The organism is Bacillus sp. K7 (genome assembly GCF_053903245.1).
The window spans coordinates 2,630,585-2,650,449 of sequence record NZ_CP096406.1 but is presented as its reverse complement, the minus strand read 5'-3'; the positions used below and the strand labels follow the sequence as shown (position 1 = coordinate 2,650,449).

Here is a 19,865-nt window from a genome sequence, read left to right as displayed (position 1 = left end):
TACATTCGCTGTGCTCCAATGCTCGTCCTTCCTAGACTTCAAGGGTTTTCAATCACGCTGAAAAAAGATTGACAAAATCCTAAAACGAAAACCGTTTTAGGATTTTGTCTACAATCTGAAGCCTAAAGAGGGAACTGCAGGCTTTATTTTTAGTTTCTAACGTATTTTTTCGGAACATAATCTGGAAAGTCTGTCACAATTCCGTCTACGCCAGCTTTTAAAAGCGGAGACACTTCATCACGGGAGCGGACGGTCCAAGGGGTAATTTTCATGCCGAGCGCATGAATCCTCGGCACAAGTGTAGGATCAGTGGTCACATTTTTTAAGTTGGTGTTCACATATTTGGCATAGCCGGAAAATTCCTTGAGTTTTGCATCTGTTAAGTCCGCCGCTTTTGACGTTAGAACACCTGTCGGCATCGATGGAAGCAGCTGATGAATTTTGTAAACAGAATTAAAATCAAACGATTGCACAATGATTTTTCCGTTATTAGGCTTATCCATTCTCCGCTCTTTCAATGCTGCTGATACTTTTTCTTCGATTCCCGGATAGCGTGAAGGCTCTTTCAATTCGATCAGCAGTCCGATCTTCCCTTTATATCGGTCAAGCACTTCTTCAAATGTCGGAATGCGTTCCCCGGCGAACTGCGGAGCGAAGAAGCTGCCTGCATCGAGCTTGCGCAGCTCGGCAAGCGTCAAGTTCTTTACGGCAACCGGCAGCTTTGAGTTAATGTCTGTTGTACGGTTTACGGTCGTATCATGGATGATGACAAGCTCCCCATCCTTGGACATTTGAACATCAAGCTCAATATAATCTGCTTTCATCTGAAGCGCCTTTTCAAAGGCAGCCATCGTGTTTTCTGGCGCATATCCTGAAGCGCCCCTGTGAGCAATGATATCGACTTTTTTAGGCTTGGCCGCCGGTTCTGATGCCTTCGCGTTCGGTGCAAACAGGGCTGATCCGATGGAAATCCCGATCAATGAAGAGAAAATCAATTTTTTTAATAAAGCTGACACATCATCCACTCCCCTTATATTTCCTATCTCTTGCCAAATTATAGGTTTGCTTTGTTAAGATTATGTTTCAGCAGTCTTTTGTTTTCATAAATTTCCTTATAAGTAAAAAAGACCCTTTAACAGAGATCTTTTTTGGATATATCAGCGTGCATATGCCATTTTGTTGTCTATATCTCGGTCCAGTTTTATATTGGCGCCATAAAGCGATTTGAAACATAAGGCTTGTACTTCGTTTTCCGCCTTTTTTGTTCACTGACTTCGTATGGGCGATGCGCCCAGTAAATCTTTGTTTCAAGTTCAATTTTTGCTTGCCTTATCGCAGGCACTTCAGAAAAACTGGTAAAGACTAACAGACAAAAGATTCGCCGCCATTTTTTTCAGTTTGAACCCTTCCGCCTATTTCTTATGTAGCTTTATTTTCCTCATTCAAAAGATTGTATCTTTTAGTAAAAAGGATAAATCAAATAAAAGTTCTTCAGCAATGATTTTTTACTGTTGATAACGGCTGTAAAAACATCATTTTCTATAAGAAAAAAACCGGGCGCTGTCACCCGGTTTCATGTCTTATTCGGCGGCTTTTAATCCGCCTTCAAGTGTTTTTAGCATTTCATTTTTCTCACTTTCGGATGCGTGCTGCCAAAGGACTTCGAATAAAACGCCGAGCCCCGGAAGCATTTTTTCTTCACCGCTTTGAATGGCATCCACAATCGTATGCTCAAGCTGATCCTGATTATTGCCGGTAACATTGGCAATGACGGCATGACGTAAATTAAGATCCATGTGAAACGCTCCTTTTTTCTAAAATGTGATACGTATATTCTAACCCTGCACCTGGTTTATTATGTGCTGTTCTTGCGATATAATAACATCATGTTAAAAAAAGGAGAGCCACACAGACAGTGAAACAAATAGAATCGGCAAAAAACCAAAAAGTGAAGGATTGGAAAAAGCTTCATACAAAAAAAGAACGAACAAAAACGAATACATTCCTCATAGAAGGAGAACATCTTGTTGAAGAGGCGCTGAAGAGCGAGGGCACGGTAAAAGAAATCCTTGTAAAGGATGAAACGAAAATTCCGTCAGCTCTTGATGTGAGCATCCAGTGCTACGTGCTGAGTGAAGATGCATTTTCAGCTGTTACTGAAACCGAAACGCCGCAGCAAATCGCCGCTGTGTGCCATATGCCTGAAGAAAAACTGGCGTCGCCTCGGCGGGTGCTGCTGATTGACGCTGTTCAAGATCCGGGAAACCTCGGCACGATGATTCGGACGGCTGATGCGGCTGGTTTAGATGCGGTTGTGCTTGGTGACGGCACAACGGACGCTTATAACGGAAAAACGCTGCGATCCGCGCAAGGATCTCACTTTCATATCCCTGTGGTGAGAAAAAACCTGCATACATATGTGGATGAATTGAAGGCAGAGGGCGTAAAAGTGTACGGCACGGCGTTGCAAAACGGGGCGCCTTACCGGGAAATACATCAGTCTGAATCCTTCGCGCTCATTGTAGGAAATGAAGGGGCAGGGGTGGATGCCGCCCTGTTGGAGAAAACAGATCTGAACCTGTACGTGCCGCTTTACGGACAGGCTGAATCACTGAACGTTGCGATCGCGGCTGCCATCCTCGTGTATCACTTGCGAGGATAGTGTTGCGCCAAGCGAAGGATTTCTCTATAATAGAACATAATATTTGAAAAACCGTGACAGAGGACCTCATTTCTGATTAGCTGTTTTCCAGGGAGAAAATGCCGCTGACTGAGAGCATTTTTAACGCAGACGGGAATGGGCTTCACCTCTTGAGTTGTCACCGGGACCGCGCATACTGCGCGTAAAGGTGAACCGGAATCTGATTCCGTTATGTCAATGAAGCTGACGACAGCATCAGTCTGTCTCAAATAAGGGTGGTACCGCGGCCACAACTCGTCCCTTGCACTAGGGACGGGTTTTTTTGTTTTCCAAAGACATATGACGGTTTGTTTACATAAAAGGAGGATGCAAAATGGAAGAAAAGCTAAAACAGCTTGAACAAGAAGCTTTAGAACAAGTAGAAGCGGCAAGCTCATTAAAGGTTGTCAATGATATTCGGGTGCAATATCTCGGAAAAAAAGGGCCGATTACAGAAGTGCTGCGCGGAATGGGCAAACTTTCTGCTGAGGAACGTCCGAAAATGGGTGCGCTCGCGAACGAAGTAAGGGAGCGTATCGCCAATGCGATTGCTGTCAAGAACGAGAAGCTTGAAGAAGAGGAAATGAAGCAGAAGCTTGCGGGACAGACAATCGACGTCACGCTGCCAGGCAACCCTGTCGCAGTCGGCGGCCGCCATCCGCTCACTGTTGTCATTGAAGAAATTGAAGATTTATTTATCGGTATGGGCTACACAGTAGAGGAAGGGCCTGAGGTTGAAACGGATTACTACAACTTCGAATCGCTCAACCTGCCGAAAGAACACCCTGCGCGCGATATGCAGGACAGCTTTTACATTACAGAGGAGACTCTGATGAGAACGCAAACGTCTCCTGTGCAAACACGGACAATGGAAAAGCATGAAGGCAAAGGGCCGGTTAAAATTATTTGTCCGGGTAAAGTATACCGCCGCGATAATGATGATGCGACGCACTCTCACCAATTTATGCAAATTGAAGGGCTTGTCGTTGACAAAAACATCAGCATGAGTGATTTAAAAGGAACGCTTGAGCTTGTTGCGAAAAAAATGTTCGGGCAAGATCGCGAAATCAGGCTCCGTCCAAGCTTCTTCCCGTTTACTGAGCCTTCAGTAGAAGTGGACGTGACATGCTTTAAGTGCGGAGGAAACGGCTGCTCGGTATGTAAAGGAACAGGCTGGATCGAAATCCTCGGCGCCGGCATGGTTCACCCGAACGTGCTGAAAATGGCAGGATTTGATCCGGTGGAATATCAGGGCTTCGCATTCGGAATGGGCGTTGAGCGTATCGCGATGCTGAAATACGGCATTGATGATATCCGCCACTTCTATACAAACGATGTCAGATTTATTTCGCAGTTTAAACAGGCGTAAGAGGAGGATGCTAGGATGTTTGTTTCTTATAAATGGTTAGAGGATTATGTTGATTTAAAAGGCATGGACCCGGCGGTTCTTGCTGAAAAAATTACAAGAGCCGGCATTGAGGTTGAAGGAATTGAATACAAAGGAGAGGGCGTCAAAGGCGTTGTCATCGGTCATGTGCTGGAGCGCGAGCAGCATCCGAATGCTGATAAGCTGAATAAGTGCCTTGTGGATATCGGAGTGGAAGCACCTGTACAAATCATTTGCGGCGCGCCGAATGTGGATAAAGGACAAAAAGTCGCAGTTGCAACAGTCGGAGCGGTGCTGCCGGGCAATTTCAAGATCAAAAAAGCAAAGCTTCGCGGTGAAGAATCAAACGGCATGATTTGTTCTTTGCAGGAGCTTGGCATTGAAAGCAAACTAGTGGCCCAGGAGTATGCGGAAGGCATTTTCGTATTCCCGAATGACGCTGAAACAGGAAACGATGCCTTAGCGGCGTTGCAGCTCGATGATGCGATCCTTGAGCTTGGTTTAACGCCAAACCGCGCGGATGCCATGAACATGCTTGGTGTTGCTTACGAGGTTGCGGCAATTTTAGATACAGAGGTAAAACTTCCGCAAACTGATTATCCGGCAGCATCAGAGCAAGCGTCTGATTACATCGCTGTCAAAGTCGAAGATCAAGAAGCGAACCCGCTATACACTGCAAAAATCATTAAAAACGTCACGATTGCTTCGTCACCGCTTTGGATGCAGACGAAGCTGATGAATGCAGGCATTCGCCCGCACAACAATGTCGTTGACATCACAAACTTTGTCCTGCTGGAATACGGACAGCCGCTTCACGCCTTTGATTATGACAGATTCGGCTCCAAGGAAGTTGTAGTTAGAAAAGCAGCTGAAAATGAAACGATCGTAACCCTTGATGATCAAGAACGTAAGCTGTCTGCCGATCACCTTGTCATTACGAACGGAACGAAAGCGCAAGCCGTTGCCGGTGTCATGGGAGGAGCAGAGTCAGAGGTTCAGGAAGATACGAAAACGATTTTGCTTGAGGCTGCGTACTTCAACGGACAGACGGTTCGCAAGGCTTCCAAAGATCTTGGTCTGAGAAGTGAATCAAGCGTCAGATTTGAAAAAGGCATCGATCCGGCGCGCGTACGTCTTGCGGCAGAACGGGCTGCACAGCTAATCCATCTGTATGCCGGCGGTGAAGTGCTCGCTGGAACGGTTGAAGAAGATCACCTGACAATCGAAGCGAATAACATTCATGTTTCTGCTGACAAAGTGAGCAGCGTCCTCGGCATGACAATCAGCAAAGAAGAACTGATCAGCATATACAATCGTCTAGGTTTTACTGTCGGTGAAGCGAATGAACTTCTCGTTGTGACAGTTCCATCACGCCGCGGTGACATTACAATCGAAGAGGATTTAATTGAAGAAGCCGCAAGACTGTACGGCTACGATAACATTCCGTCAACGCTTCCTGAGACAGCGGGAACAACAGGCGGATTAACGCCATATCAGGCAAAACGCCGTAAAGTCAGACGTTTTCTTGAAGGCGCAGGCTTGTCACAAGCGATCACTTACTCACTGACAAACGAGAAGAAAGCGGCAGCGTTTGCAATTGAAAAATCACTGAACACTGTGCTTGCACTTCCAATGAGTGAAGAAAGAAGCATTCTCAGACACAGTCTTGTTCCGAATCTGCTTGACTCCGTTTCTTACAACTTGGCGAGACAGACGGACTCAGTCGCACTGTACGAAGTCGGCTCCGTTTTCCTGACAAAGGAAGAGGATACAAAACCTGTTGAAACAGAACGCGTGGCAGGAGCTGTTACCGGATTATGGCGCAAGCAGCTGTGGCAGGGCGAGAAAAAACCAGTTGATTTCTTTGTCGCCAAGGGCATTGTGGAAGGACTGTTAGACAAATTGAATGTCCTTGACAGCATTGAATTTGTTCAATCTGAACGCAAACAGCTGCACCCGGGCAGAACAGCGAACATTCTATTGAATGGTTCTCTTATCGGCTTCATCGGCCAAGTCCATCCTTCATTGGAAAAAGAACTGGATATCAAAGAGACATACGTGTTTGAGCTTGATCTTCATGCGTTGCTCGCAGCGGATACAGCGCCGCTTATTTACACGGCGATTCCAAAATATCCGTCTGTGACACGTGATATCGCGCTTGTCACAGATAAATCTGTCACAAGCGGCCAACTCGAGAGCGTGATTAAAGAGGCTGGCGGCAAGCTTCTGAAAGACGTATCCGTCTTTGACGTATACGAAGGCGAGCATATGGAGGAAGGCAAAAAGTCAGTCGCTTTCTCCCTTCAATATGTCAACCCTGAACAAACACTGACTGAAGAAGAAGTGACAAAGGCCCACAGCAAAGTGCTGAAAGCGCTGGAAGACACGTATCAGGCTGTTTTGAGAGGTTAAGAAAAAAGCTTGCAGAGAAATCTGCAAGCTTTTTCTATGAACGTTTTCTATCAGCAAGGCGTTGCGCTTTTTGCGTATTGGCAAAATGGAGTTTTGTAAAGGTTCTGAGAGCGGAGGCCCCTTTTGTAAGGATCAGCTTGGCGGCCGCTTCATCCACGTGCGGGCCTGCCCCTTTCGGAAGTGTCATTCCTGCCTCACGCGACAGTTTATCCATTTCCATTAAAAACGAATATCTCGCAATGATGGAAGCGGCGGCGACTGACAAGTGAATGCCTTCAGCCTTCGTGCTGAAATAGGTCCGCTCCTTCACAATGTCTCTGCCCTTTAAATGATTGAAGTAGACGCCGGGCTCAGCGAATTGGTCAATCAAAATGGCTTCAGGCTTTACCCCGTCCATTTTTTTCAACAAATGGGTGATGGCTTGATTGTGAAGCAATGCTTTCATTTTCCCTTGGCTCATGCCTTTTTCCTGCATGCTGTTGTACTTTTCATTTTTTAAGACCAGCAGGCTGTACGGAATGGTTTTGATCAGATTTCGGGCAATCTCGATGATTTGCGGGTCTTTTAAGTCTTTAGAGTCCTTCACACCGAGTTCTTTCATTAAAGGAATCATGGTTTTGTCGACGTACGCGCATACAACCGTCATCGGGCCAAAGTAATCTCCGGTTCCGACCTCGTCAGAGCCGATAATAGACATTCCGGCGATATTTGCCGGAGGGGCGTAGCGGGGGTCGGCCGGCTTTTTGGACGTTTTCTTCTTTTCCTGCGGCACTGCTGTTCCCCAGCGTGCGGATTCTGCCGCTGCGTTTTTGCCTTGAAACAAGACCTTGCCGGATTGGTATGCTGTAATGGTACAGCCTGGCGGTTTCGCCTGAAAAACAGCTCCCTGCGGAACAGAAGCAGTAAGCGAACCGCTGTATGTCGTTTTCATTTGGTCAATAGCAGACAACGATACTTTTATCACAGAATGGGACACGTAATAATCTCCTTTTTTTACACTTTTCGCTGTATCTACCAGTGTATCATAACAGCGGGAGGCTCGTCTTTCCATTCATTTAATAAACGTGTTATGATAAGTACTAGGATTCTCACGGAATGGAGGAGAAACGTTGTCTGACGGCAAAAAAACAAAAACAACCGTTGACATTTACGGCCAGCACTTCACGATGATCGGTGAAGAAAGCAAAGCCCATATGAGGTATGTCGCCGGAATTGTTGATGATAAAATGAGAGAAATCAATGAAAAAAATCCATACCTTGATATAAATAAACTTGCAGTGCTGACAGCTGTAAATGTGGTGCACGATTATGTCAAATTACAAGAGAAATATGAGAAACTGGAGCGTCAGCTTAAAGAAAAGGATTGAACAACTATGCTGGATATCATCATCTTAATCTTGCTCCTGATGGGGACTTTACTGGGATTAAAACGCGGTTTTATTTTGCAGTTTATCCGCCTGACGAGCTTTATTTTATCGATCGCCTTTGCGGCTTTATTTTATAAAGATGTGGCGCCCCATGTAAAGTGGATTCCCGCGCCCGACTTCTCAGCGGGACAGCCTGCTCTTTCTTTTTTTACGGGAAATCTGGAAGCAGCCTACTATAATGCGATTGCGTTTATCATTTTATTTATTATCGCGAAAATTTTACTGAGAATCATAGGCTCATTCTTGAGTATTGTAGCGGGCATTCCGGTCATTAAACAAATCAACCAAGTGCTGGGCGCCGTGCTCGGTTTTCTGGAAGTCTATTTATTTACATTTGTGCTGCTGTATGTCGCATCCGTGCTACCGGTAGATGCTTTACAGCAAATGATGGGGCAATCGTCTCTGGTAAATGTGATCATTAACCATACACCGTATTTGTCAGGGCTTTTAGAAGAGCTGTGGACACAGTACGGAGCATAAAAACTTCTCTTGTCCGGAGAAGTTTTTTTCAAGTATGATGGAAACATATGCGAACATCTGGGGGGTTATGAAATGCATAAAAAAGATATTATCCGGCTGCTTGAAACCATTGCAGTCTATATGGAACTCAAAGGGGACAACCCGTTTAAAGTATCCGCCTTCCGAAAAGCAGCGGCAGCCCTGGAACAGGATGACCGCAGTTTATCAGAAATGGACGATATCATGTCGTTGTCCGGCATTGGAAAAGGAACGTACAGCGTCATAAAAGAGTATATAGATGAAGGAAAGTCAAGTACGCTCGAAGCGCTGCAGCAAGAAGTGCCGGAAGGGCTCGTGCCATTATTAAAGCTGCCGGGGCTCGGCGGCAAAAAAATCGCAAAGCTGTATAAGGAGCTCGGCGTACATGATGCAGAATCCCTGAAAGAAGCCTGTGAACAGCAAAAGGTACAAGGTCTTGCGGGCTTCGGCAAAAAATCAGAAGAAAAAATATTACAGGCGCTCGGTGAAGCCGGAAAACAGCCTGAACGGTTCCCGATCGGCTACGCCCTCCGGATCGCCCGGGACATTGAGGAGCATCTTTCTCAATTTACAGATATCATCAAGTTTTCTCGTGCCGGAAGTCTCCGCAGAGCCCGGGAAACGGTGAAGGATCTGGATTATATCATCGCCACAGATCACCCGGCTGAAGTAAGAGAGCAGCTTCTTGCACTGCCAAACATCAAAAGCGTCATCGCGAGCGGAGATACGAAGGTGTCTGTCATTCTTTCCTTTGAATATGAAACAAGCGTCGATTTCCGTCTTGTTACGGAAGAGCAGTTTCCGACAACACTGCATCATTTTACAGGATCAAAAGATCACAATATTAAGATGCGCCAAATCGCCAAAGAACGCGGCGAGCGAATCAGTGAATACGGCGTCGAGACAGTTGAAACCGGAGACATCAAAACATTCCCGAGTGAACGTGAATTTTATGCGCATTTCGGACTGCCGCTGATTCCGCCGGAGCTCCGCGAAAGCGGGCAAGAAGTGGAAACCTACAGCGACAGCATTGAATTGATAGAGCCCGGGCACATCAAAGGAGATCTCCACATGCACTCCACGTGGAGCGATGGCGCGTTTTCGATCAGAGAGATGGCTGAAGCATGCATGAATAAAGGCTATCAATATATGGCGATCACCGATCACTCGCAATATTTAAAGGTCGCCAACGGGCTGACTGCAGAAAGACTCAAGCAGCAGGCAAAAGAAATTGACGCGCTCAATGCGGAATTCGAGAATTTCCGGATCTTGAAAGGCGTCGAGATGGATATCCTGCCTGATGGCACGCTTGATTATGATGACGACGTGCTGGCAGACATGGATATCGTCATTGCATCGATTCATTCCAGCTTTAATCAGCCGGAACACGTCATTATGAAACGGCTTGAGACGGCACTGGCCAACAAGCATGTTGACATTATCGCACATCCGACTGGACGCCTGATCGGCAGACGAGCCGGATATGAAATCGACATTGACAAGCTGATTGAGCTTGCGAAGAAAACAAATACGGCGCTAGAACTCAACGCCAACCCTGCGCGTCTCGATCTGCGCACAGAGCATTTAATCAAAGCAACTGAACAAGGGGTTACATTGGTCATTAATACCGACGCCCATAACATTGAAATGTTAGACGATATGAAAACCGGCGTTACTGCCGCGCGCAAAGGATGGACGGAAACGAAAAACGTTCTGAATGCCCGATCGCTTGAAGACGTAGAGGCATTCCTGAAGCGCAACGATTAAGTAAGGAGGCTCACACAATCGTGCAGCAAAAAGTATTATCAGCTCTCGAATTTCATAAAGTGAAAGAACAGGTGATTGAGCACGCCGCATCATCGCTCGGAAAAGAGATGTTACTCGCGCTTCAGCCTTCTGCTTCTATAGACGAAATCAAAAAACAGCTGGATGAAGTAGACGAGGCTTCTGCCATTATCCGCCTAAGAGGCCAGGCGCCTTTTGGCGGCCTTGTTGATATCAGAGGTGCGTTAAGACGGGCGGAAATCGGCAGCGTTCTCAGTCCCGCAGAATTTACTGAAATCTCAGGCCTGCTTTACGCAGTGAAACAAATGAAACATTTTATCAGCCAAATGGCTGAAGACGGTGTCGACATTCCGCTGATCCATCAGCATGCGGAACAGCTGATTACGCTGTCCGATTTAGAGCGGGACATTAATTCCTGCATCGATGATCACGGAGAAGTGCTTGATCACGCGTCAGAAACATTAAGAGGAATCCGCACACAGCTCAGGACACTCGAATCGAGAATCAGAGACCGGTTAGAGTCAATGCTGCGTTCCTCCTCCGCTTCAAAAATGCTGTCTGATACAATTGTTACGATTCGGAATGACCGCTTTGTGATTCCAGTCAAACAAGAGTACAGATCGAGCTACGGGGGAATTGTGCACGATACCTCTTCCTCTGGCGCGACACTGTTCATTGAACCGCAGGCGATTGTCGATATGAACAACTCGCTTCAGCAGGCGAAAGTGAAAGAAAAACAAGAAATTGAACGGATTTTGCGCATGCTGACAGAGCAAACGGCGGAACACATAGAAGAGCTCTTTCAAGATTTGCACGTGCTGCAGACACTTGACTTTATTTTTGCAAAGGCAAGATACGCTAAAGCGGTCAAAGCGACAAAACCGCTGATGAACGACAGCGGCTTTGTTCGTTTGAAAAAAGCCCGCCATCCATTGCTTCCGGCTGAACAGGTGGTTGCTAATGATATTGAGCTTGGCGGCGATTTTTCAACCATGGTCATTACAGGACCAAACACCGGAGGGAAAACAGTCACCCTTAAAACATTAGGCCTATTAACCTTAATGGCACAATCCGGTCTTCATATTCCGGCAGATGAAGGATCAGAAGCGGCAGTATTTGAGCATGTATTCGCTGATATCGGTGATGAACAGTCGATTGAGCAAAGCTTAAGTACGTTCTCGTCCCATATGGTGAACATTGTCGGCATTTTAGAACAGGTCAATGAAAACAGCCTGGTCCTTTTCGATGAGCTGGGCGCAGGGACAGATCCGCAAGAAGGGGCTGCCCTTGCCATGAGCATCTTGGATGACGTGCATCGCACCAATGCAAGAGTGTTAGCCACCACGCACTATCCGGAATTAAAGGCGTATGGCTATAACAGAGAAGGCGTCATGAACGCGAGCGTCGAATTTGACATCGAAACGCTGTCGCCGACCTATAAACTGTTAATTGGTGTGCCGGGACGAAGCAACGCTTTCGAAATTTCAAAACGCCTTGGGCTCCCGGACCATATCATCGAGCAGGCGAAATCAGAAATGACGGCCGAGCACAACGAAGTCGATACGATGATTGCGTCGCTGGAACAAAGCAAAAAACGTGCGGAAGAAGAGCTTTCTGAGACGGAGGCTATCAGAAGAGAAGCAGATAAGCTGCATAAAGAGCTACAGCAGCAAATCATCGAGCTCAACAGCAAAAAAGACAAAATGCTCGAGGAGGCTGAACAGCAAGCGGCTGAAAAAGTAAAAGCGGCAACGAAAGAAGCCGAAGACATTATTCACGAATTGCGCTCAATCAAACAAGAACACAGATCCTTCAAGGATCACGAACTGATCAACGCGAAGAAACGGCTAGAAGGCGCAGTTCCTACCTTTGAAAAGTCCAAAAAACCGGAAAAACCGAAAACGCAAAAACGCGATTTCAAGCCTGGTGATGAGGTGAAAGTCCTCACCTTCGGACAAAAAGGAACACTGCTTGAAAAAACCGGCGGCAGTGAATGGAATGTCCAAATCGGCATTTTAAAAATGAAAGTAACAGAAAAAGATTTGGAGTTTATCAAATCAGCTCCGGAACCCAAAAAAGAAAAAATCATTACGGCTGTTAAAGGAAAGGATTATCACGTATCGCTTGAACTTGATCTTCGCGGCGAACGCTATGAAAATGCCCTCAGCCGTGTTGAAAAATACTTGGATGATGCAGTGTTAGCGGGATATCCAAGAGTGTCAATCATCCACGGAAAAGGAACTGGCGCTTTAAGAAAAGGCGTGCAGGATCTTTTGAAAAACCATCGCAGCGTCAAAAGCTCCCGTTTCGGTGAAGCAGGTGAGGGAGGATCAGGCGTTACGGTTGTTGAACTAAAATAAAAGGGAGTATGGCCATGAGTGATTTTTGGGAAAACGAGCTTGTGGAAATCGCGGCGTATTACAGTGTCGCGGTTCTCTGCCTCGTCCTCTTTTTGACTGTGTTTGAGCTGGTGACAGCTTATAAAAACTGGGAAGAGATTCAAAAAGGAAATCTTGCGGTGGCAATGGCGACCGGCGGAAAAATTTTAGGAATCGCAAACGTATTTCAGCATTCCATTTCCCAGCACAATTCTCTGCTGCAAATGATCGGCTGGGGCGTTTACGGGTTTGTCATGCTTCTGCTCAGCTACTTTATTTTTGAGTTTTTGACTCCGCGGTTTAAAATTGATAAGGAAATCGAAAATGATAACCGGGCTGTCGGTTTTATTTCATTTGTCATTTCTGTCGGGCTTTCATTTGTGGTGGCAGCCGGAATATAAGGGGACGGAGAATCGATGGAAAAGCTTGCAAAGGTACTCCTCGCCGCGGCGGGAATCTTTTTGTTAATCGGTCTTATTTATCTGTTCGTATCATGAGAAAAAGAAAGATTTACCTTTCTTTTTCTCAGGCTGTCGAGAAAATCTCGACAGCCTTTATTTTTCCTTAAAATAACCATTCTCGTGTAATAAAATAAAAGAAAGACTAAAAAGGATGGTGTCTTTCTTATGTTCCACACAAGAAATTCTTCTCAAAATGCAGCCGAATTTGTTCTGCTTGACCAACTCGTCGAAGAGGATCATTTGCTTCGAAAAATTGATAAACACATAGACTTCTCTTTTATCATTGAAAAGGTTAAGCCTTACTATAGCGAAAACAAAGGCCGCCCCTCACTCGACCCGCTGATTTTATTCAAAATGATGTTTATCGGCTACCTCTACGGTATCCGTTCAGAAAGACAGCTTGAAAAAGAAATTTATTACAATATGGCGTACAGATGGTTTTTGGGCCTGAATATCAATGACCCAGTTCCGCACCACTCCACCATCAGCTGGAACAGACGCACACGCTTTAAAGATACAACGATTTTCCAAGACATTTTTGATGAGGTCGTTCTTCAGGCCATCAATCATGATATGGTGGGCGGACGTGTCCTTTTCACTGATTCAACTCATCTGAAAGCCAATGCCAACAAACACAAATACACAAGAAAAACGATTGAACAGGATACACAAAACTATATCAAAGATTTAAATGAAGCCATTCAAGAAGATCGGGAGGAGCACGGAAAAAAGCCATTACCGGCCAAAGAGGAGGTGAAAGCTGAAAAAGAGATCCGCCACAGTACCACTGATCCGGAAAGTGGTTATATGTATCGCGAAAACAAACCGGAGGGTTTCTTTTACTTAGATCACCGAACAACGGATATGAAACATAACATTATCACCGACGCCTATGTTACGCCTGGAAATGTCCATGATTCTGTGCCTTATCTTGACCGATTGGATCACCAAATGGCACGTTTTCATTTTAAAGTAGAAGCTGTCGCTCTTGATTCTGGTTATTTAACGACTCCGATCTGTAAAGGATTAGCCGACCGCCATATTTTTGGCGTTATTGCCCATAGACGATATCACCCTACTAGGGGCTTGTTTCCAAAATGGAAGTTTCATTATGACAGTGAACAAGACCGTTACATTTGCCCGAACCAGCAGGTACTTACATACTCAACAACTGACCGAAAAGGCTACCGGTCATATAAATCAAATCCTGAAACCTGTTCCGCATGCCCACTGCTTGAACAATGCACAAGATCAAAGAACCGCCAGAAGATCATCACCCGGCATGTATGGGAGGACCATAAAGAAAAGGTCAGACAAAACCGCTTGTCTGTTTCAGGAAAAACCCTCTATAAAAAAAGAAAAGAAAAAATAGAGCGAAGCTTTGCAGATTCAAAACAGCTGCATGGGCTTCGCTATTGCAGGTTGAGGGGAAAACGGAATGTGAGTGAACAAGTTCTCCTCACAGCCGCATGCCAGAACATGAAGAAGATTGCCACATACCTAGCCAAGCAGGGCTAGGTATGTGGGAGCTCTTTTTCTGTATTTGAAACCTAATGAAAATCTAAAGAAACAGCACAAAATAAAAAAGCTTGTAGAAAAAACGTCGTTTTCTCTACAAGCTGAGAAAAAGAAAGATTTACCTTTCTTTTTCTTTTTTTTGCCGTCCATCTGCTATAATGATAGGGTGGAACTCTAAAACCGAAAGGGGAGGTTTTATGCAGTCTCAAAAGCCTTGGCTTGCCGAGTATCCCGACGAAATTCCGCATGATCTTCCGTTGCCGAACCAAACCCTGCAATCCATCCTGACAGACTCCGCCGCACGATTCCCTGACAAAACCGCCGTAACGTTTTATGGAAAAAAACTCACCTTTCATGACATTCTGACGGATGCGCTTAAACTCGCAGCTTTTTTACAGTCCAATGGCCTGCAAAAAGGAGACAGAGTGGCTGTTATGCTGCCCAATTGCCCGCAATCAGTCATTTCTTATTATGGCGTCTTGTTTGCCGGCGGCATCGTGGTCCAGACGAATCCGCTCTATACCGAGCATGAGCTTGAGTACCAGTTGAGAGATGCTGGGGCAAGCGTGATCATCACCTTAAATTTGCTTTTTCCGAAGGCAATAAAAATGAAAACGTTATCAATAGTGGATCAAATTTTAGTAACCAGCATAAAAGACTATTTGCCTTTTCCGAAAAATATTCTTTACCCGCTGACACAAAAACAAAAAGTGCACATCGATTTTGACAAAAATGATCACATTCACACGTTTGCCTCCAGCGTGAAGCAGGAAAATATGGAGCTCGTGACAATCCCGAAGATCGAGCCTGAGCATGATATCGCTGTTCTTCAGTATACTGGAGGAACAACGGGGGCTCCCAAAGGGGTCATGCTTACACACCGGAATATCTTGGCCAATGCCGAAATGTGCACGGCTTGGATGTACGATGTAGAGGAAGCCGCTGAAAAAGTGCTTGCCATTGTACCGTTTTTTCACGTTTACGGGCTCACGGCAGTGATGAATTATTCGATTAAGCAAGGCTTCGAAATGATTCTTCTTCCTAAGTTCGACCCGCTCGAAACGCTTAAAATCATCGACAAGCAAAAACCGACGCTCTTTCCAGGAGCACCGACAATTTACATTGGCCTTTTGCATCACCCCGAATTGCAGCACTATGATCTGTCATCTATTAAAAGCTGTCTTAGCGGATCAGCCGCGCTCCCTGTGGAGGTAAAGCAGCAATTTGAAAAAGTGACTGGCGGAAAGCTTGTGGAAGGCTATGGTTTGTCTGAAGCATCCCCTGTGACGCACTCCAATTTTATCTGGGGGAAAAACAAGCCGGGCAGTATTGGCTGTCCTTGGCCGGGTACTGACGCAGCGATCTATTCAGAAGAGACGGGTGAGCTTGCCGCACCGTATGAGCATGGAGAAATCATTGTCAAAGGCCCGCAAGTCATGAAAGGATATTGGAACAAACCAGAGGAAACCGCCGCTGTACTGAGAGACGGCTGGCTGTTCACCGGAGATATGGGCTATATGGATGAAGAGGGTTTTTTCTATATTGCCGACAGGAAGAAGGACATCATCATCGCCGGCGGCTATAATATTTACCCGCGTGAAGTCGAAGAAGCGCTTTATGAACATGATGCCATTCAGGAAATTGTCGTTGCCGGTGTGCCGGATTCCTACAGGGGAGAAACAGTAAAAGCATTTGTCGTGTTAAAGAAAGACGCAAAAGCCGATACAGAAGAACTGGACGCTTTTGCGAGATCCCGTCTCGCTCCCTACAAGGTGCCGAAAGCCTATGAGTTCAGAAAAGAGCTGCCGAAAACGGCGGTAGGGAAAATTTTAAGAAGGCGTTTACTCGAAGAAGATGCTGAAAATCATCATATTAATCACAAATGACATAAGAAAAAAGAGAACATCTATGAATAAACTTGACAAAGCCGAAAATCCTTCTTATCATAAAAATATGAATGAATAGTCATTCATTTCTATAGGAAGGAACGATGAACATTGAAGCAAAAACGGCCAAAGTATATGCAGATTATTGATGCAGCAGTAGAAGTCATTGCGGAAAACGGCTACCACCAGTCACAGGTGTCCAAAATCGCCAAACAAGCCGGAGTAGCGGACGGCACCATCTATCTTTATTTCAAAAATAAAGAAGACATTTTAATTTCTCTATTTAAAGAAAAAATGGGCCAATTTATTGAGCGGATGGAAGAGGGCATCAAAGAAAAAAAGACAGCCAAAGAAAAACTGGCGCTTGTCATTTCAAAGCATTTTACTCTTTTAGCGGATGACCATAATCTCGCGATTGTCACTCAGCTTGAGCTCCGTCAGTCCAACTTGGAGCTGCGCCAGAAAATCAATGAAATATTAAAGGGCTACTTAAATATTTTGGATGGCATTTTGACGGAAGGCATACAATCAGGCGAATTAAAAAAAGGCCTCGATGTCCGCCTCGCCCGGCAGATGATTTTTGGAACGATTGACGAAACCGTGACAACTTGGGTGATGAATGACCAAAAGTACGATCTCGCTGCCTTATCCGACAGCGTTTTAGAATTGTTGGTGTCCGGAATTCATAATAAGTAAAGGGGTTCTGTCCTATGAATGCAATATCACTGGCGGTTGATCAATTTGTGGCAGTCTTGACGATTCACAATCCGCCGGCAAATGCGCTTTCCAGCCGGATATTAGAAGAGCTGTCCTCCTGTCTAGATCAATGTGAGACAGATGCAGGCGTACGAACCATTATCATTCACGGTGAGGGAAGATTTTTCTCAGCCGGCGCTGATATTAAAGAATTTACATCGCTTAAAGGCAATGAGGATTCCTCACTGCTGGCTGAGCGCGGCCAGCAGCTGATGGAAAGAGTTGAAGGCTTCCCTAAACCAATTATCGCGGCGATTCACGGAGCTGCACTTGGGGGCGGACTTGAGCTGGCGATGGCGTGTCATATCAGAATCGCCGCGGAAGATGCCAAACTGGGGCTCCCTGAGCTTAACCTCGGTATCATTCCGGGTTTTGCGGGAACACAGCGTCTACCGAGATATATCGGGATAGCCAAAGCATTAGAGCTCATTGGATCCGGAGAACCGATATCCGGAAAAGAAGCGCTTGATCTCGGACTTGTTTCAATTGGAGCGAAGGATGAAGCAGAAGTGCTTGAAAAAGCAAAAGCGCTTGCCGCTAAGTTTGCAGAAAAAAGCCCGCAAACGCTGGCATCACTGCTTGAGCTTCTTTACTCAAACAAGGTGTATTCCTATGATGGCAGCTTAAAGCTTGAAGCAAAGCGGTTTGGTGAAGCATTTGAGTCAGAGGACGCCAAAGAAGGCATCCAGGCATTTCTCGAAAAAAGAAAGCCTCAGTTCAAAGGCGAATAAAAGGGGATATGATCATGAATCTATTTGTACTGATGAAACGGACGTTTGACACAGAAGAAAAAATCGTCATTGAAGCAGGAAAGATTCAGGACGACGGAGCGGAATGGATCATTAATCCATACGATGAGTACGCGATAGAAGAAGCCATCCAGCTGAAGGAAAAGCACGGCGGCACGATCACCGCCGTCACTGTCGGCGGCGAAGAAGCGGAGAAAGAATTGCGCACTGCGCTTGCCATGGGATGTGACCAAGCCGTTTTAATCAACATAGAAGATGATCTCGAGGAACCCGACCAATATTCTTTATCTCAAATTTTATACCACTATATGAAGGATCAGGAGTTTGATTTGATTCTCGGCGGAAATGTTGCCATTGACGGAGGGTCAGGACAAGTCGCCCCTCGGCTTGCCGAGCTGCTGGATATTCCGTGCATCACGACGATCACCAAACTCGAAATCAACGGCACTGATGCAGAAGCAGAAAGAGACGTTGAAGGGGATGTTGAGAAGATCAAAACGACGCTCCCATTGCTTGTCACAGCTCAGCAGGGTTTAAACGAACCGCGTTATCCATCGCTTCCGGGAATTATGAAGGCCAAGAAAAAACCGCTTGAAGAGCTGGAGCTAGATGATCTTCATCTTGACGAAGAGGATGCCGAACCAAAAGTGAAAACCATAGAGCGTTTTCTTCCGCCGAAAAAAGAAGCCGGGAAGCTTCTCCAAGGTGAGCCTGCCGAACAGGCAAAAGAGCTCGTCTCATTGCTCCGCAGCGAAGCTAAAGTCATGTAAAGCTTGGACATTCAAAGAAACAGGGGGATGTTAGAATGGGAAAAAAAGTGATCGTACTTGGAGAAATTCGCGATGGGGAATTGCGGAATGTCACCTTTGAAGCATTAGCTGCAGGAAGAACCATCTCAGGTGATGGAGAAGTCATCGGTGTTTTGATCGGAGAAAATGCTCAAAGCCTTGCACAGGAGCTTATCCATTACGGAGCCGATAAAGTTCTCACAGCCGAGGGTCCGAAGCTGAAAGCATACACGGCAGACGGATACAGCCAGGTCATGAGGGCCATTATTGGCCAAGAAAAACCCGATTCAGTCATATGCGGGCACACAGCAATGGGCAAAGACCTTTCACCGAAGCTCGCGGCCCGGCTGCAAACAGGCTTAATTTCTGATGCTACTGATGTAAGCGTTGCCGGAGAGAATGTCGTATTCACACGGCCGATTTACTCGGGGAAAGCATTTGAACGCGTCATATCAACCGATCCGCTGATTTTTGCAACGATTCGCCCTAATAACATTCAAGCTTCAGAAAAAGACACCGGCAGGTCAGGGAGTATCGAAAGCCTTGATGTTTCTCTTACTGACCTCCGCACCGTTATCCAAGAGGTTGTGAAAAAAACAACGGACGGCGTTGATCTCTCCGAAGCCAAAATTATCGTTGCAGGCGGCCGCGGAGTCAAAAGCAAGGAAGGATTTCAGCCGCTAGAGGAGCTTGCCGAAGTGCTCGGAGCCGCAGTTGGGGCTTCTCGCGGGGCGTGCGACGCTGATTATTGTGATTACGCTCTCCAGATCGGGCAGACCGGAAAAGTCGTCACCCCGGATTTGTACATCGCCTGCGGCATTTCCGGCGCCATCCAGCATTTAGCCGGGATGTCAAACAGCAAGATCATTGTCGCCATCAATAAGGATCCCGAAGCCGATATTTTTAAAATAGCTGATTATGGCATCGTAGGCGATTTATTTGAAGTGGTTCCGTTATTAACTGAGGAATTCAAACAATTAAATATACACTCGTAAAGGAAACCCCGAACTGCTGAAGTTCGGGGTTTTTGTATGTTTAAATATATACGTACAAATGGATACGTAATAAAAAATATCATTGACATGTACGAACATATATAATATCGTTACTTTAAAAGCGCTTACATTCATGCGGACTCCT

General features: G+C 45.8%; 17 protein-coding genes and 1 pseudogene. 14 read left to right on the top strand and 4 right to left on the bottom strand.

Features of this window, described 5'->3' with window-relative positions; translation table 11 throughout:
* Nucleotides 1-149: 149 nt before the first annotated feature.
* Both M1D98_RS13570 and sspI read right to left on the bottom strand, forming a co-directional pair.
* Nucleotides 150-1,016: a glycerophosphodiester phosphodiesterase gene (locus M1D98_RS13570; protein ID WP_456279647.1), complete on the bottom strand. Its 867-nt coding sequence runs from the start codon at nucleotides 1,014-1,016 to the stop codon at nucleotides 150-152.
* A gap of 564 nt (nucleotides 1,017-1,580) precedes the next feature.
* A complete protein-coding gene (gene sspI, locus M1D98_RS13565) occupies nucleotides 1,581-1,796 on the bottom strand; it encodes a small acid-soluble spore protein SspI (RefSeq protein ID WP_456279646.1) in 216 nt (71 codons plus the stop codon).
* Between the two features lie 119 nt (nucleotides 1,797-1,915).
* Here sspI and M1D98_RS13560 point away from each other — a divergent pair, with 119 nt between their 5' ends.
* Nucleotides 1,916-2,662: a TrmH family RNA methyltransferase gene (locus tag M1D98_RS13560; protein ID WP_121643043.1), complete on the top strand. Its 747-nt coding sequence runs from the start codon at nucleotides 1,916-1,918 to the stop codon at nucleotides 2,660-2,662.
* 68 nt (nucleotides 2,663-2,730) lie between these two features.
* Here M1D98_RS13560 and M1D98_RS13555 read toward each other — a convergent pair.
* A pseudogene (locus M1D98_RS13555) lies at nucleotides 2,731-2,934 on the bottom strand (hypothetical protein); the annotation flags it as partial.
* A gap of 80 nt (nucleotides 2,935-3,014) precedes the next feature.
* Here M1D98_RS13555 and pheS point away from each other — a divergent pair.
* Complete coding sequence (pheS, locus tag M1D98_RS13550; protein ID WP_121643042.1) at nucleotides 3,015-4,049, top strand: phenylalanine--tRNA ligase subunit alpha; 1,035 nt, start codon at nucleotides 3,015-3,017, stop codon at nucleotides 4,047-4,049.
* A gap of 15 nt (nucleotides 4,050-4,064) precedes the next feature.
* Nucleotides 4,065-6,479: a phenylalanine--tRNA ligase subunit beta gene (gene pheT, locus M1D98_RS13545; protein ID WP_456279645.1), complete on the top strand. Its 2,415-nt coding sequence runs from the start codon at nucleotides 4,065-4,067 to the stop codon at nucleotides 6,477-6,479.
* A 34-nt stretch (nucleotides 6,480-6,513) separates the two neighbouring features.
* Here the strand turns inward: pheT and rnhC are convergent, their stop codons facing one another.
* The gene (gene rnhC / locus M1D98_RS13540) at nucleotides 6,514-7,455 is read right to left on the bottom strand and encodes a ribonuclease HIII (RefSeq protein ID WP_010329734.1); all 942 of its coding nucleotides are present in this window, start codon (nucleotides 7,453-7,455) and stop codon (nucleotides 6,514-6,516) included.
* A 133-nt stretch (nucleotides 7,456-7,588) separates the two neighbouring features.
* Between rnhC and zapA the strand changes: the two genes are divergently transcribed.
* From zapA to etfA, 11 genes are all read left to right on the top strand, one after another.
* Nucleotides 7,589-7,846: a cell division protein ZapA gene (gene zapA, locus M1D98_RS13535; protein ID WP_010329735.1), complete on the top strand. Its 258-nt coding sequence runs from the start codon at nucleotides 7,589-7,591 to the stop codon at nucleotides 7,844-7,846.
* A gap of 6 nt (nucleotides 7,847-7,852) precedes the next feature.
* The gene (locus M1D98_RS13530; protein WP_121643039.1) at nucleotides 7,853-8,386 is read left to right on the top strand and encodes a CvpA family protein; all 534 of its coding nucleotides are present in this window, start codon (nucleotides 7,853-7,855) and stop codon (nucleotides 8,384-8,386) included.
* Nucleotides 8,387-8,458: 72 nt separating this feature from the next.
* The gene (gene polX, locus M1D98_RS13525) at nucleotides 8,459-10,171 is read left to right on the top strand and encodes a DNA polymerase/3'-5' exonuclease PolX (protein WP_121643038.1); all 1,713 of its coding nucleotides are present in this window, start codon (nucleotides 8,459-8,461) and stop codon (nucleotides 10,169-10,171) included.
* A gap of 20 nt (nucleotides 10,172-10,191) precedes the next feature.
* Nucleotides 10,192-12,549, top strand: a complete 2,358-nt coding sequence (locus M1D98_RS13520) for an endonuclease MutS2 (protein WP_456279644.1) — start codon at nucleotides 10,192-10,194, stop codon at nucleotides 12,547-12,549.
* Between the two features lie 14 nt (nucleotides 12,550-12,563).
* On the top strand, nucleotides 12,564-12,968 hold the full coding sequence (locus tag M1D98_RS13515) for a DUF350 domain-containing protein (protein WP_003222485.1): 405 nt from the start codon (nucleotides 12,564-12,566) through the stop codon (nucleotides 12,966-12,968).
* Between the two features lie 225 nt (nucleotides 12,969-13,193).
* Entirely contained in the window at nucleotides 13,194-14,546 is a 1,353-nt protein-coding gene (locus M1D98_RS13510) for an IS1182 family transposase (RefSeq protein WP_456279643.1), read from the top strand.
* A gap of 197 nt (nucleotides 14,547-14,743) precedes the next feature.
* Nucleotides 14,744-16,432 (top strand): AMP-binding protein, encoded by a 1,689-nt coding sequence (locus M1D98_RS13505; RefSeq protein WP_456279642.1) that lies wholly within the window; start codon nucleotides 14,744-14,746, stop codon nucleotides 16,430-16,432.
* Nucleotides 16,433-16,543: 111 nt separating this feature from the next.
* Nucleotides 16,544-17,128, top strand: coding sequence for a fatty acid metabolism transcriptional regulator FadR (gene fadR, locus M1D98_RS13500; protein WP_010329742.1), 585 nt, complete (start codon nucleotides 16,544-16,546; stop codon nucleotides 17,126-17,128).
* A 14-nt stretch (nucleotides 17,129-17,142) separates the two neighbouring features.
* Nucleotides 17,143-17,919 (top strand): enoyl-CoA hydratase, encoded by a 777-nt coding sequence (locus M1D98_RS13495; RefSeq protein ID WP_435576458.1) that lies wholly within the window; start codon nucleotides 17,143-17,145, stop codon nucleotides 17,917-17,919.
* 14 nt (nucleotides 17,920-17,933) lie between these two features.
* Nucleotides 17,934-18,707: an electron transfer flavoprotein subunit beta gene (gene etfB / locus M1D98_RS13490; RefSeq protein WP_435576459.1), complete on the top strand. Its 774-nt coding sequence runs from the start codon at nucleotides 17,934-17,936 to the stop codon at nucleotides 18,705-18,707.
* Between the two features lie 35 nt (nucleotides 18,708-18,742).
* Entirely contained in the window at nucleotides 18,743-19,720 is a 978-nt protein-coding gene (etfA, locus tag M1D98_RS13485; protein WP_121643034.1) for an electron transfer flavoprotein subunit alpha, read from the top strand.
* Nucleotides 19,721-19,865: the final 145 nt, after the last annotated feature.

Excerpts from the sequence above, each read along its gene's own strand:
- sspI (WP_456279646.1), bottom strand. The coding sequence starts at position 1,796 with ATGGATCTTAATTTACGTCATGCCGTCATTGCCAATGTTACCGGCAAT.
- pheS (WP_121643042.1), top strand. The coding sequence starts at position 3,015 with ATGGAAGAAAAGCTAAAACAGCTTGAACAAGAAGCTTTAGAACAAGTA.
- pheT (WP_456279645.1), top strand. The coding sequence starts at position 4,065 with ATGTTTGTTTCTTATAAATGGTTAGAGGATTATGTTGATTTAAAAGGC.
- M1D98_RS13530 (WP_121643039.1), top strand. The coding sequence starts at position 7,853 with ATGCTGGATATCATCATCTTAATCTTGCTCCTGATGGGGACTTTACTG.
- polX (WP_121643038.1), top strand. The coding sequence starts at position 8,459 with ATGCATAAAAAAGATATTATCCGGCTGCTTGAAACCATTGCAGTCTAT.
- M1D98_RS13515 (WP_003222485.1), top strand. The coding sequence starts at position 12,564 with ATGAGTGATTTTTGGGAAAACGAGCTTGTGGAAATCGCGGCGTATTAC.
- M1D98_RS13510 (WP_456279643.1), top strand. The coding sequence starts at position 13,194 with ATGTTCCACACAAGAAATTCTTCTCAAAATGCAGCCGAATTTGTTCTG.
- M1D98_RS13505 (WP_456279642.1), top strand. The coding sequence starts at position 14,744 with ATGCAGTCTCAAAAGCCTTGGCTTGCCGAGTATCCCGACGAAATTCCG.
- M1D98_RS13495 (WP_435576458.1), top strand. The coding sequence starts at position 17,143 with ATGAATGCAATATCACTGGCGGTTGATCAATTTGTGGCAGTCTTGACG.
- etfB (WP_435576459.1), top strand. The coding sequence starts at position 17,934 with ATGAATCTATTTGTACTGATGAAACGGACGTTTGACACAGAAGAAAAA.
- etfA (WP_121643034.1), top strand. The coding sequence starts at position 18,743 with ATGGGAAAAAAAGTGATCGTACTTGGAGAAATTCGCGATGGGGAATTG.